This is a genomic window from Gordonia sp. N1V (genome assembly GCF_029269935.1).
Lineage (GTDB): Bacteria > Actinomycetota > Actinomycetes > Mycobacteriales > Mycobacteriaceae > Gordonia > Gordonia polyisoprenivorans.
In genome coordinates, this window is the sequence record NZ_JARJDD010000004.1 from 164733 (window position 1) to 177957 (window position 13225).

The 13225-nt window shown below is 67.4% G+C and carries 11 protein-coding genes; 6 read left to right on the forward strand and 5 right to left on the reverse strand.

All coding sequences use genetic code 11. From position 1 onward, the window contains the following. Positions 1-25: 25 nt before the first annotated feature. The 6 genes from P3L18_RS07415 to P3L18_RS07440 are packed head-to-tail and all read left to right on the forward strand — an operon-like array spanning position 26 to position 7977. A complete protein-coding gene (locus P3L18_RS07415; RefSeq protein ID WP_094601600.1) occupies positions 26-316 on the forward strand; it encodes a sarcosine oxidase subunit delta in 291 nt (96 codons plus the stop codon). Then, positions 313-3138 (forward strand): 2Fe-2S iron-sulfur cluster-binding protein, encoded by a 2826-nt coding sequence (locus tag P3L18_RS07420; protein ID WP_276113743.1) that lies wholly within the window; start codon positions 313-315, stop codon positions 3136-3138. The genes P3L18_RS07415 and P3L18_RS07420 overlap by 4 nt, the downstream gene beginning before the upstream one ends. Then, the gene (locus P3L18_RS07425; protein ID WP_043456106.1) at positions 3131-3808 is read left to right on the forward strand and encodes a sarcosine oxidase subunit gamma family protein; all 678 of its coding nucleotides are present in this window, start codon (positions 3131-3133) and stop codon (positions 3806-3808) included. Before P3L18_RS07420 ends, P3L18_RS07425 begins: the two co-directional genes overlap by 8 nt. After that, the gene (gene purU / locus P3L18_RS07430; protein ID WP_079928396.1) at positions 3801-4649 is read left to right on the forward strand and encodes a formyltetrahydrofolate deformylase; all 849 of its coding nucleotides are present in this window, start codon (positions 3801-3803) and stop codon (positions 4647-4649) included. Before P3L18_RS07425 ends, purU begins: the two co-directional genes overlap by 8 nt. 23 nt (positions 4650-4672) lie before the next feature. Continuing rightward, positions 4673-7126: an FAD-dependent oxidoreductase gene (locus P3L18_RS07435; protein ID WP_276113744.1), complete on the forward strand. Its 2454-nt coding sequence runs from the start codon at positions 4673-4675 to the stop codon at positions 7124-7126. Between the two features lie 59 nt (positions 7127-7185). Next, a complete protein-coding gene (locus P3L18_RS07440) occupies positions 7186-7977 on the forward strand; it encodes an IclR family transcriptional regulator (RefSeq protein WP_079928394.1) in 792 nt (263 codons plus the stop codon). A 379-nt stretch (positions 7978-8356) separates the two neighbouring features. Here P3L18_RS07440 and P3L18_RS07445 read toward each other — a convergent pair whose 3' ends face one another. The 5 genes from P3L18_RS07445 to P3L18_RS07465 form a co-directional block, all read right to left on the reverse strand. Beyond that, the gene (locus tag P3L18_RS07445; RefSeq protein ID WP_079928393.1) at positions 8357-8797 is read right to left on the reverse strand and encodes a DoxX family protein; all 441 of its coding nucleotides are present in this window, start codon (positions 8795-8797) and stop codon (positions 8357-8359) included. A gap of 99 nt (positions 8798-8896) precedes the next feature. After that, positions 8897-9526: an MBL fold metallo-hydrolase gene (locus P3L18_RS07450; RefSeq protein ID WP_085949117.1), complete on the reverse strand. Its 630-nt coding sequence runs from the start codon at positions 9524-9526 to the stop codon at positions 8897-8899. Beyond that, positions 9523-10614, reverse strand: coding sequence for an S-(hydroxymethyl)mycothiol dehydrogenase (locus P3L18_RS07455; protein WP_006369072.1), 1092 nt, complete (start codon positions 10612-10614; stop codon positions 9523-9525). Before P3L18_RS07455 ends, P3L18_RS07450 begins: the two co-directional genes overlap by 4 nt. Before the next feature lie 171 nt (positions 10615-10785). Then, positions 10786-12033: a LuxR C-terminal-related transcriptional regulator gene (locus tag P3L18_RS07460; protein WP_211542987.1), complete on the reverse strand. Its 1248-nt coding sequence runs from the start codon at positions 12031-12033 to the stop codon at positions 10786-10788. A 73-nt stretch (positions 12034-12106) separates the two neighbouring features. Beyond that, on the reverse strand, positions 12107-13171 hold the full coding sequence (locus tag P3L18_RS07465; protein WP_276113745.1) for an NAD(P)-dependent alcohol dehydrogenase: 1065 nt from the start codon (positions 13169-13171) through the stop codon (positions 12107-12109). Positions 13172-13225: the final 54 nt, after the last annotated feature.

Consider the following 13225-nt stretch of genomic DNA (forward strand, 5'->3'; position numbering starts at 1 on the left):
ACTCCACACAAGCCCGGAGAAGCCCATGCAACTGATTCCCTGCCCGCACTGCGGGCCGCGCGAGGAGACCGAGTTCCATTACGGCGCCGCCGCGGGCGTCGAGTATCCCGCGCAGCCGCAGACCCTCGACAACGACGAGTGGGCCGACTATCTGTTCTTCCGTCCGAACCCGAAAGGTGTTCTCGCCGAACGCTGGTGCCACAGCGCCGGTTGCCGACGGTGGTTCACCATCACCCGAGACACCGTGACCTACCGGTTCACCGGAACGCCGGTCGCCGCCCCGGTGTCGACCTCAGCTCCCGGGCCACGCCGATGACCCACTCACTCACCGATCTCCGCACCCCCACCGGCGGTCGCCTCGACCGCACCCGACCCATCGACTTCGTCTTCGACGGCGTCACCTACACCGGCTACGCCGGCGATACGCTCGCCTCGGCACTGCTGGCCAACGGCGTCCGCACCATCACCAGCAGCGTCAATCTCGGTCGCGTCCGCGGGATCACCGGCTCGTGGTCGGAGGATGCCACCGCCCAGGTCGGGATCGACGCCCCCTACAGCGAACCGATGGTGCCGGCCACCATGATCGAACTCTGTCCCGGGCTCGTCGCGCACGGCGTCCCCGGATGGGGCAAGCTGTCCGCCGACATCGACACCGCCCGTTACGATTCACTGCATCACCATCCCGAGGTGCTCGTCGTCGGCGCCGGTGCCGCCGGTCTGATGGCGGCGGTGATGGCCGCCCGCGCCGGCGCGCGGGTCATGCTCGTCGACGAACGCCCCGAACCCGGGGGCGCCACCCCCGGCGCCCCCTGGGTCGCCGACGCGGTCGCCGAATTCGACGCACACCCGCACACCACCCGACTCGTCCGCACCACCGCATTCGGTGGCTACGACGATGGCTTCGTGCTGGCGGTGGAACGCCGCACGGATCATCTCGGCGAGTCCTCTCTTCTCGGGGCAGCGACCCGGATCTCGAGGCAACGCGTGCACCGCATCCGAGCGAAACGGATCGTCATCGCGGCCGGTGCGCACGAGCGCCCGATCGTGTTCGGCACCAACGATATTCCCGGCGTGATGCTCGCCGGAGCCGCCGCCGACTACCTGCACCGGTACGGGGTACTCGTCGGCCGAGAAGCCATGGTGTTCACCGCCTGCGACTCCGCGTACGCCGACGCCTTCGACCTTGCCGAGTCGGGTGTGCACATCGCGGCCCTTGTCGACGTGCGGCCGCACGTCTCGTCGGATCTGCTCGAGCGCGCCACACATCTCGGTATTGACGTCCGCACCTCCGATGCGGTGGTGCGCGCCATCGGCGACGAGTCCGTCGAGGCCGTGGAGTTGCTCGACGGCACCATCATTGGCTGCGACACCGTACTGGTGTCGGGTGGTTGGAATCCGACGGCGCACCTGTGGAGTCAGCTGCGGGGTGCCATCGCCTTCGACGCCGACGCCGCCGCCTTCCTGCCCACCGGCACCCTCCCGAATACCGATATTGCCGGTGCCGCAGCCGGACTGTTGACCACCGGCTCCTGTTTGACCGACGGCAGGCGGGCCGGTCTCACCGCGCTGCGTGCCCTCGGTGCGGTGCTGCCCGAGTACCGCGGTGTACCGCGCACCGCCGACCGCACCCCGGCCGCGACGGCCGTGTACTGGCATGTGCCGCAGTCGGAGCCGGAGTCGTCCTTCGTGGACCTGCAGCGCGACGCGACCGTCGCCGACGTCGAGCGAGCGGTCGGCGCGGGTATGCGGTCGGTGGAGCATGTCAAGCGCTACACCACCATCGGCACCGGCCACGATCAGGGCAAGACGTCGGGGATCGTCGCCTCCGGCATCGTCGCCGAACTCCTCGGGGTCGACGTCTCCGACGCCGGCACCACCACCTTCCGTCCGCCCTACACGCCGGTCTCGTTCGCCGCGCTGGCCGGACGCAACCGCGGCGACCTCTACGATCCGATCCGCCGGACCCCGTTACACGAGTGGCACATCGAGCGCGGTGCGATCTTCGAGGACGTCGGGCAGTGGAAGCGTCCGCGGTTCTACCCGCGCGGCGGCGAGGACATGGAATCGGCGGTGCTGCGCGAATGTGGTGCCGTCCGTTCGGGAGTCGGCATCCTCGACGGATCCACGCTCGGGGTCATCGATGTGGCCGGCCCGGACGCACCGGTCTTCCTCGATCTGCTCTACACCAACCTGATGAGCACCCTGAAGGTCGGCAAGGTGCGCTATGGCGTCATGTGCGGGCCCGACGGGATGGTCCTCGACGACGGCACGGTGATGCGGATCGCCGAGGACCGCTACACCGTCTACACCACCACCGGCAACGCCGCGACGATCCTGGACTGGATGGAGGAGTGGCATCAGACCGAGTGGCCGCATCTGCAGGTGTTCACGACGTCGCTGACCGACCATGTCGCCACGTTCCCGGTGGTCGGGCCGCACTCGCGTGAGGTCGTCGGCGCGGTGTTCCCCGACCTCGACGTCACCAATGAGGCGTTCGGCTTCATGGACTGGCGCGACACCACTTTCGGCGGGGTCCCGGTGCGGCTGGGCCGGGTGAGTTTCTCCGGTGAGCTCGCCTACGAGGTCAATGTGGCCGCCGAGTACGCCGAAACCCTGTGGCGTGCACTGATCGACGCGGGCTCACCGTATGGCATCACCCCGTACGGCACGGAGACGATGCACGTGCTGCGCGCCGAGAAGGGGTACCCGATCATCGGGCAGGACACCGACGGCACCGTCACCCCGCATGATCTCGGGATGAGCTGGGTGGTGTCGAAGAAGAAGGTCGACTTCCTCGGCAAACGCTCCTTCGACCGGCCGTCGAATCAGGACCCGAACCGCAAGCACCTGGTGGGATTGCTGCCCACCGACAGTGCCACGAAGCTCCCGGAGGGTTCGCAGATCATCGCCCACCGCGCCGACCGCACGCTGCCGGCACCGCCGGTCGCGATGCTCGGGCATGTCACCTCGAGTTACCGCAGTGCCGAACTCGGTCGGCCGTTCGCCCTCGCCCTGGTCAAGGGTGGACGCGAGCGGATCGGCGCCCTCCTCGATGTGCCAATCGGTGATCGATTGGTCGAAGTCGAGGTCACCACAACGGTTTTCGTCGATCTGGAAGGAGCTCGTCGTGATGGTTGAGCACACCTGTACCTCTCGGTCGCCCCTGCACGGCTGGGCGAGCGCCTTCGCCGCCCTGGCCCCTGCGGTGCAGGTGTGCGAGTCACCTGTCGCGCAGGTGGTGGTCCGGACCACCGACGCGAACGCGATCGCGCGTCTGGATCTGCCGGCGGCCTGCCACGTCCGTCGCGGCGGTGCGGATGGCGACGGTGATGACGGTGACCGGGGCGAGGTGGCGATCTGGCTGGGCCCCGACGAATGGCTGCTGTACCGGCCCGGGATCCCCGGCCACGAGTACCTCGCCGAGGTCACCGGGCGACTCGGCGACGCCCAACCCGGCACCTTTCTGATGGATGCCAGCGGGCAGCGCACCCGCCTGCTCCTGGCGGGTGAGCACGCGCGCACCGTCCTCGCACACGGCTGCGCGATCGACCTCGCACCGGAATCGTTCGGCCCGGACGAAGCCGCGCAGACCCTGCTCGCGCAGACCGGGGTCATCCTGCATCGCTCCGGCGACGACCCGGCGTCGGGATTCGCTCTGCTGGTGCGTTCCTCCTTCGCCGACTACCTCGCCCACTGGCTGCTCGACGCGGCAGCGGAGTATTGCCACACCGACGCGGCAGCGGAGTATTGCCACACCGACGCGGCAGCGGAGTATTGCACCAGCACAGAAGGACCCGGCCATGTCTGACACGTTCATCCTCACCCTGCGTTGTCCGTCGCGCAGCGGCATCATGCATGCCGTCTCGTCATTTCTCTACAGCCACGGATGCGAGGTGGCCGATCACCGGCAGTTCGACGACCCGCTCACCCACACGTTGTTCGTGCGCACGGAGTTCGTGTGCGCGCGCGAGGCCGGCGCCGAGGAGATGACCCGCGCCTTCGAGTATCTCGCGGCCGGTATCGACGCCGAGTTCACGATCACCGATCAAGCGCCGCAACGCATTCTGGTGATGGTCTCGACGCTCGGTCATTGTCTCAACGATCTCGTGTTCCGTTGGCGCTCGGGCACTCTCGGCGGCGACCTGGTCGCGGTGGTGTCCAACCATACGGCTCTCGAGCCGATGGCGGTATCGGCCGGGTTGCCGTTCCATCACGTGCCGGTCACCCCGGATACCAAGGCGCAGGCCGAATCCCGACTGCTCGGACTCGTCGACGAGTACGACGCCGATCTCGTGGTACTGGCCCGGTACATGCAGATCCTTTCCGACGAGACGTGTACTGCGTTGCGTGGCAGGGCGATCAACATCCACCACTCGTTCTTGCCCGGCTTCAAGGGCGCCAAGCCCTATCACCAAGCCCACCAGCGGGGCGTCAAGTACGTCGGCGCCACCGCGCACTACGTGACCCCCGACCTCGACGAGGGACCGATCATCGAGCAGGAGGTGATCCGCATCGACCACACCCACGACCCGCGCCGTCTGGCGACCGTCGGCAGCGATGCCGAGGCACTCGCCCTCTCGCGAGCGGTGCGCTGGCACAGCGAGAATCGCGTTCTGATGAACGGCACCAGCACCGTCGTCTTCAGCTGACCCCGACCCGAAAGAACCCTCCCATGAGCACACCGAAAGTCGTGATCGTCGGCGCCGGGATCGTCGGCACCTCGCTGGCCGACGAATTGACCGGGCGCGGCTGGACCGACGTCACCGTCGTCGACCGCGGTCCCCTGTTCGCCACCGGCGGATCGACATCGCACGCACCGGGACTGGTCTTCGCGACCAACCCGTCGAAGACGATGACCGAGTTGGCGTCCTACACGTGTGAGAAGTTCTCCGCGCTGACCCATCCCGACGGATGGTGCTTCAATCACGTCGGCGGACTCGAGGTGGCGACCACCGACGTGCGGTGGGGTGATCTGCACCGCAAGGCCGGGTGGGCCGCATCCCGTGGCGTCGCCCACGAGTTGCTCACCCCCGCAGAATGTGTCGCGAAGTATCCGCTACTGGACCCCGACCTGATCCTCGGTGGGCTGTACACGCCGCGCGACGGACTCGCCAAGGCGTTGCGCGCGGTGGAGGCTCAGGCCGCTCGCGCCACCGAGCGGGGCGCACGGTTCGTGGGCCATCAGGAGGTCGTCGATGTCATCGAGTCCAATGGTTCTGTTCGGGGCGTGCGCACCACCACCGGAACCTTCGACGCCGACGTCGTCGTGTGCTGCACCGGATTCTGGGGCCGGGAGTTCGGCCGGCGGGTAGGCCTGACGATCCCGTTGGTGCCGATGGCCCACCAGTACGCCTACACCACTCCGCTGGCTTCGCGGAAGGGCGTCAATTCGGCTGTCGCCGAGGCGTCGCTGCCGATCCTGCGTCACCAGGATCAGGATCTCTACTACCGCGAGCACGGTGACCGGCTGGGTATCGGCTACTACGGTCACCGGCCGATGCCGACCGATGTCTCCGCCCTCGACCACGAGTCGGCGATCTCCCTCGAGGAGATGCCGTCGAAGGTGATGTTCACCCCCGACGATTTCGCGCAGGCGTGGGAGCAGAGCACGCGATTACTCCCCGAGCTGGCCGGCGGCAAGGTGGAGGAGGGCTTCAACGGGATCTTCTCGTTCACCCCCGACGGCCATTCGGTGGTCGGCGAACACCGTGAACTGCACGGCTTCTGGGTGGCCGAGGCCGTGTGGGTGACCCACTCCGCGGGCATCGCACGCACGGTCGCCGAGTCGATGATCGACGGTGCCGCCTCCGTCGACACCCATGAGTTCGATCTGTACCGGTTCGAGGAGGCCGGGCTGACCGACGACGCGATCCTCGCCACGAGCTCACAGTCTTTCGTCGAGGTCTACGACGTCATCCACCCGCACGATCAGCGCACGGCGCCGCGGCAGGTGCGGACCAGCCCGTTCTACGACCGTCAGGTCGCGCTCGGCGCAGAGTTCTGGGAGGCCGGTTTCTGGGAGCGGCCCGCATGGTTCGAGGCCAACCAGGGCCTGCTCGACGACCTCGTCGCCGGCGGATTCGTTATACCGGAACGGGATTCGTGGTCGGCGCGGCACTGGTCGCCGATCTCCGTCGCCGAAGCCACCCACACCCGCAGCCACGTCGCCCTGTACGACATGACCCCGCTCACCCGCTACGAACTGTCCGGGCCGAGGGCCCTCGATCTGTTGCAACAGCTGGCCACCAACAATCTCGACAAGTCGGTAGGATCGGTGACCTACACCCTCATGCTCGACGAGAAGGGCGGTGTGCGTTCGGATCTGACGGTCGCCCGGCTCTCCGACGACGTCTTCCAGGTCGGCGCCAACGGTCCCGTCGACTTCGACTGGATCGCCCGACACCTGCCCACCGACGGCGTGACGCTGCGTGACATCACCGGCGCCACCTGCTGTCTGGGTCTCTGGGGGCCATCGGCGCGGGAGGTGCTGGCGCCACTGACACCCACCGACCTCACCAACGAGGGGCTCAAGTACTTCCGGTGCGTGCAGACGACGATCGGGCCGATTCCGGTCACGCTGATGCGGGTGTCCTACGTCGGCGAACTCGGTTGGGAGATCTACACCGGCGCCGAGTACGGGCGTGGCCTGTGGGATCTGTTGATGACCGCCGGGCACGAGCACAAGATCATCTCCGCGGGCCGAATAGCGTTCAACGCGTTGCGGATCGAGAAGGGTTACCGGTCGGCCGGCACCGACATGACCACCGAGCACACACCCGATGCCGCCGGCCTGGGCTTCGCGGTGCGCATGAGCAAGGACGACTTCGTGGGCAAGAGCGCACTGGCCGAACGCGTCTCGACGACTCGCCTGCGGACCCTGCGATTCACCGATCCCGCGGCCGTCGTCCTCGGCAAGGAGCCGGTGTCGGTGGGCGGTGCGGTCGTCGGCTACATCACCAGCGCGGGCTGGTCGCCGACCCAGCGGACCTGCCTGGCATACGCGTGGCTGCCCGCCGACCTCGAGGATGGCGTCGAGGTGTCCGTCGCGTATCAACGCACCACCTATCGAGCGGTACTCGGCCCCGACGTCTCCGTCGATCCCGCGATGTCGCGCATCCGGAAGTAAACCCTGTGACCTCGGTGTTCGATCCCCCGCTGGGGTGGTCGGCTAGAGTTGGTCGGGTCATGCCCACTAAGGAGAGCAACCCGTCCGAGAACCCCGGCTCCGGCGCCGTCCAGTCGGTCGACCGGGCCCTGCAAATCCTCGAGCTCATCGGGCAACACGGCGCGGCCGGCGTCACCGAGCTCGCCGCCGAACTCGGCGTGCACAAGTCGACGGTCTCGCGTGTCATCGGATCGCTGGAGGCACGCGGCTTCGTCGAGCAGGAGCCCGGCGGACGCAAGTACCGAATCGGTTTCACGGTGGTGCGTCTGGCCAGTTCGACCAGCGCCACACTCGACCTGTCCAAACAGGGGCAGGAGATCTGCGAGATGCTTGCCGCAGAACTCGGTGAGACCGCCAACATCGCCGTACTCGGCGGTACCCAGGCGGTCAACATCGTTGAGGCACAAGGTACCTCGAGCGTCGCTCTGCACACCTGGATCGGTCAGACCTCCCCGGCGCATGCCACATCGTCGGGCAAGGCCCTGCTCGCCGCGCTATCCGACGACGAGGTGCGCGCCACCTTCGTCGCCGGACTGCCCGGCTACACCGACCACACCATCACCGAGATCGATGCCCTGCTTGCCGATCTCGCCCGTATCCGCGACCGCGGGTGGGCGATCGCCGAGGAAGAACTGGAACTCGGGCTCGTGGCGGTCGCGGCACCCATTCGGGATCACAGCGGCGCCGTGATCGGCGCGTTGAGCGTGTCGGGACCGAGATACCGCCTCGATCCCGACGACGCCCCCGCCCTCGCTGCCACCGTGCAGCGTGCAGCCGCAGAACTCAACTCACGCTTCGGTTTCCGCGGCTGACGCCGGTGGTCGGTGGGACCGGATTCCCATCGGTGCGGCGGGTCTCGAGGCTCGGCGCCTGGGGCGCCGAGCACCTCGACCATCGGGGGGAAATCGGGTTCGCCAACCCCAACCGATCTACGGCGACTTCCCCGAACGCATCCGACCTACCGACTGCGACTTTGATCGCTGGTCGAGGTGCGAGCCGCGTGCGGCGAGCCTCGAGACCACCTGCGCCGCAGCTGGTTCCGATCGCCCGACAAAACGCCGGCTCGGCCACCCGGGGATGGCCTCACCCACACGCGAGCAACACCCCATTCGCCGGTCGAGGTGTGAGCCGCGTGCGGCGATCCTCGAGACCCCCTGCGCCGCAGCTGATTCCGGTCGCCGGGCAACTGCCTCAGGCCGGCTCGGCCACTCCTGCCTCGCCCGACGCAGAACCCTTGCGCGACAACACCGATCCCAGTGCGAGCTGGCCGGCGCCGACGAAGACGAGCAGCAGCAATGCCCAGCAGAACAGCGCTGCCGAGTCGCCCTCGTTCTGGATGGGCAGCAGACCGTCGCCCTGATGCTTCCAGAAGTAGGCGACGGCCATCGATCCCGATCCGATGAGCGCCGCGACGCGGGTACCCACGCCGAGCATGATCAGCAGCCCGCCGACGAACTGGATGGCCGCAGCCCACCACGAGGGCCAGGCACCGAAGTCCGCGGTCTGACCGCTGTACGGCGGCACCGGCCACGCGAACAGCGTGGACGTGCCGTGGCAGAAGAACAGGAAGCCGACGACGATTCGGAAGACCCCGATCGCCCACGGGGAGAGTCTCTCAAGTGAGGTTAGCATTGCCTAATAGTGACAGTGTTTGCGCATGCAACCAATAGTCTGGCAAGCAACTGTGAGCCACTCCATAGATCGTGATCATCCGGCCCGCAGGCCCCGACCTCAGCTGCCGCGCTTGATCCATTCCTCCAGATGCGGCGCCTCGGCGGCAACGGTGGTGCCGTCGCCGTGACCTGTGTAGACCTTGGTCTCCGGGTCGAGGGTGAAGATCTTGGTCCTGATGGACTCGATGATCGTCGGGAAGCTCGAGAACGAGCGCCCGGTCGCGCCGGGCCCGCCCTGGAACAGGGTGTCACCGCTGAACAGCACGCCGGCCTCGGGCGCGTAGATCACCGATGAGCCCGGCGAATGCCCCGGGGTGTTGATGATCGTCAGCGCGGTGCCCGCGACCTCGATCTCCTGCCCGTCGGCGAGATCGCCGTGGCCGACGTCGGGATGGGTGTCGTTCCACAGCATGTCGTCGCCGGGATGCAGCAGGATCGGTGCACCCGTCTCCTTCGACAACTCCGGTGCGACGGTGATGTGGTCGTTGTGCCCGTGGGTCAACAGGATCGCCTTGACGGTGCGTCCGCCGACCGCGTCGAGGATCGGCGCAGCCTTGTGCGCCGCGTCGATGATGACGACCTCACTGTCGTCACCCACGATCCAGATGTTGTTGTCGACGTCCCAGGTACCCCCGTCGAGGCTGAAAGTGCCTGAGGTGACCACGTTCTCGATCTGCAGGGGCATCAGAGTTCCACCACCGAACGCAGCACCTTGCCGGCCTCCATCGCCGAGAACGCGTCCTCGACGTCGCCGAGGCCGACACGTTCGGTGACGAACTTCTCCAGCGGGAGACGCCCCTGTTCGTAGAGGTCGATGAGCATCGGGAAGTCCCGCTCGGGTAGGCAATCGCCGTACCAGGAGGACTTCAATGCGCCACCGCGAGAGAAGAAGTCGACCAGCGGGAGCTCGAGGGTCATCTCCGGGGTCGGCACGCCGACGAGCACCACGGTGCCGGCGAGGTCACGGGCGTAGAAGGCCTGCTTGTAGGTTTCGGGTCGGCCGACGGCGTCGACGATGACGTCCACCCCGTTGCCATCGGTGAGATCCTGCACGGCGGTGATCACGTCGTCGACCTCGGCACCGTTGATGGTGTGGGTGGCACCGAGATCGGTGGCCCACTCCAGCTTTGCCGGGTCGCGGTCGATCGCGATGATGGTCGTGGCACCGGCCAGCCGCGCGCCGGCGATGGCGGCGTCACCGACACCACCGCAGCCGATGACGGCCACCGAATCCCCGCGACCCACGTTGCCGGTGTTCATGGCCGCACCCAGACCGGCCATCACACCGCAGCCGAGTAGTCCGGCCACTGCCGGGTCGGTCTCGGGATTGACCTTGGTGCACTGCAATTCGTGGATGAGGGTCTTCTCGATGAACGCGCCGATGCCCAGGGCAGGGGTGAGCTCGGTGCCGTCGGTCAGCGTCATCGACTTCGACGCGTTGAAGGTGTTGAAGCAATACCACGGACGGCCCCGCTTGCAGGCGCGGCACTCACCGCACACCGCACGCCAGTTGAGGACGACGAAGTCGCCGACCTCGACGTGACTGACGTCGGACCCGACGGTCTCGACGATGCCCGCCGCCTCGTGCCCGAGCAGGAATGGGTACTCGTCGTTGATCCCGCCCTGCTTGTAGGCGAGGTCGGTGTGACAGACACCGCATGCCTGGATCTTCACGATCACATCGCGGGGCCCGGGGTCGGGGACCACCACATCGACGAGCTCCGTCGGAGCACCCTTGCTCCGCGAGATGACTCCCTTGACCGTCTGCTCCGACATATCCGCTTCTCGATCCTCTCGATACGACTCTGGTTGGGGACAACGCTGGACTGCGCCATGCAGTCGTAGTAGTCCCGTCCCAGTCTTGTGGCGTCGACGAACACATGCATCCGCCCGAATGGATGGTTCTACCTAGACGAAAGTACAGCCGCACTCGACCGCCAAGGACGATCAGTCGGCCGTGATGCCCGCCCGAGCCGCGAGCAGACCGGCTTCCCCGCGGTTGGAGACCTGCAGTTTCTGCAGGATCGAGGTGACGTGGAATTTGATCGTGGACTCGCTGACACCGAGATCGGTGGCGATCGACTTGTTGCGCCGGCCGAGGGCCAGGTGACCCAGCACCTCGACCTCCCGCGGATTGAGCGACGACAGCAAATCCTCCCCGGGTCGCGCGTCGGGAGTCTGCAGCGGGATGTGCGCCGACACCCGACTGCCCCACCCGGGGATCGTCTCGACCTCGAGGCGCCCGTCGAGCGCCTGCAGCCGGCCGGCCAGCTGGCGCCGCAACGCGTCGCCGTCGAGCTCGCCGCTGCCCTGGTCACGGACGTCGACGACGAGATCGTCGCCCTGCGCATCCCAGGAGATCCGCACCCGCACGAGGTGCGCCTGGGCGACGACCGCCACCGCAACGGCGCGAACGATCGCCCGCGCGGCATGCGCGATCTCCCCGGGCAGCGACCGGCCGTCGGCGGTCGGTCCACCGAAGTCCACCTCGGCGTCGACGTGCCTCAGCACCGGTTCGAGTTCGGCCCGCAACCGGGAGAATGCGGTGCCCAGCGCCTCGGTCGCCAGCTTGTGGTCGGCGTCGCCGACCGTGCGCAATGCGATCAGCGCCGACGACGCGGTGTCGGCGGCCCGGGTGCGGGCTGTCCGATCGTCGAGGTCGCGGGCACGCAGCGTCGTCAGGATCGCCGCGAGGGTGTCCTCGTGGGTCTCGGTCAGCTGGGTGATGGTGCGCGCCCGCTCACTCGACGCCGCCCGCGACTCGGCGAGATAATCCGGGCTGGCCTGGGCGACCTGCTGGCGGATCGAGACCGCGACGATCGCAAACCAGGCGCGCAACAACTTCGGCGACCCCGACAACGCCCGCTTGGGCACCAGGACAAGCAGCGTGTCGGTCTCGTCGCGCACCACCCGCACCCGACGTGACGCGCCCCCGACCACCGCGTCACGCTCGATCACCTCACCGACGACCGTCTCGTCCTTGATCGCATCGAGTTCGGCGATGGTGACCCGGTCGACGATCGCCGGGTCGCCGGCGACCTTGCGGGGCCGTCCGGTGCACTCGCGGGTGAAGATGACCAGAGCATCGTGCGGACACTGCGACGTCAGGAACCGGGAGAACCGGATCGCGATCTCCGGCAGCGGTCCGTCGATGACGGTGCGCAGTCGTTGCCAGCCGTCGGGGTCGCTCGTCACGTTCCCATTCTGGCTGACCGCGGTGGGGTGACAACGACCGCGCCCCGGCTTCTCCCGTACCCGGATGCCCCGGTCAGAAGGTGATCAGCGGTTTGACGATGTTGTCGCGCTTCTCGGCCATCATGACGAATGCCTCCTCGACGTCGTCGAAGCCGAAGCGATGGGTCGTCATCACCGTCGGGTCGACCTTGCCGGTCGTCATCAGGGTGAACAGCCGCGACATCCGGTCACTACCACCGGTACACAATCCGGTCCGAATGGTCTTGTCTCCCATGCCCAGTCCCCACGCCGTCAGATCCAGTGGCAGCGGCGCCGGGTTCTCGCCGTGATAGCCGATGTTCGACAACGTGCCACCGGCCTTGAGGCAGGCCAACGCGGCCTCGAAGGTCTGCGGGAAGCCAAGCGCCTCGATCGAGGCGTCCACCCCGACGCCGCCGGTGAGGTCCATGATCTGCGCGACGGGATCACCGGCGGTGAAGTCGACGATGTCGTCGGCGCCGAAACGCTGTGCCAGAGCGATGCGTTCGGGGCGCGACTCGACGGCGATGATCCGCCCCGCACCCCGCAGTTTTGCCCCGATGGTGGCGCACAATCCGACCGCACCCTGCGCGAAGATCGCCACGGTGTCCCCGATCTCGATCTGCGCGTGCTCGGCCCCCATCAGTCCGGTGCTGAGCATGTCGCAGGCGTACACCGCGGCGTCATCGCTCAACTCGTCCGGGATCGGGGCGAGATTTCCTTGCGCCGCCGGCACCAGGAAGTACTCGGCCATGTTGCCGTCGACCTGCGCGGTGTACTTGTAGCCGCCGAGGAGCCCACCGCATTGGCTGGTGAAACCCCGCTGACAGTACGAACATTCAAAGCACGGCGTCACCGCATTCACCGCGACGCGCTGGCCCTCGGTGAAACCGGTGACCGCGGAGCCGAGTGCGGCGATCACACCGACCGACTCGTGTCCGAGGGTGCGCCCGTTCTCGACGGGCAGCGCACCCTTGACGGTGTGCACATCCGAGGTGCAGATCAGTGCGGCGGTGGTCTTCACCAGGGCTTCGTTGGGGCCCGGTGTGGGTATGGGCTTCTCGACGATCGCGGTCTTGCCGATCTCGAGCATCGTGAAGGTCTTCATCAAGGCGGACATGTGGCTCATCCTTTGGTTTCGGGAAAAGAGAGTGGTTTCGGAAAGCGAAGAAGG

What these genes read in the sequence shown, in the direction of transcription:
- P3L18_RS07440 (WP_079928394.1), top strand. Translation starts at nt 7,186, where the DNA reads ATGCCCACTAAGGAGAGCAACCCGTCCGAGAACCCCGGCTCCGGCGCC.
- P3L18_RS07445 (WP_079928393.1), bottom strand. Translation starts at nt 8,797, where the DNA reads ATGCTAACCTCACTTGAGAGACTCTCCCCGTGGGCGATCGGGGTCTTC.
- P3L18_RS07465 (WP_276113745.1), bottom strand. Translation starts at nt 13,171, where the DNA reads ATGTCCGCCTTGATGAAGACCTTCACGATGCTCGAGATCGGCAAGACC.
- P3L18_RS07455 (WP_006369072.1), bottom strand. Translation starts at nt 10,614, where the DNA reads ATGTCGGAGCAGACGGTCAAGGGAGTCATCTCGCGGAGCAAGGGTGCT.
- P3L18_RS07415 (WP_094601600.1), top strand. Translation starts at nt 26, where the DNA reads ATGCAACTGATTCCCTGCCCGCACTGCGGGCCGCGCGAGGAGACCGAG.
- purU (WP_079928396.1), top strand. Translation starts at nt 3,801, where the DNA reads ATGTCTGACACGTTCATCCTCACCCTGCGTTGTCCGTCGCGCAGCGGC.
- P3L18_RS07425 (WP_043456106.1), top strand. Translation starts at nt 3,131, where the DNA reads ATGGTTGAGCACACCTGTACCTCTCGGTCGCCCCTGCACGGCTGGGCG.
- P3L18_RS07420 (WP_276113743.1), top strand. Translation starts at nt 313, where the DNA reads ATGACCCACTCACTCACCGATCTCCGCACCCCCACCGGCGGTCGCCTC.
- P3L18_RS07435 (WP_276113744.1), top strand. Translation starts at nt 4,673, where the DNA reads ATGAGCACACCGAAAGTCGTGATCGTCGGCGCCGGGATCGTCGGCACC.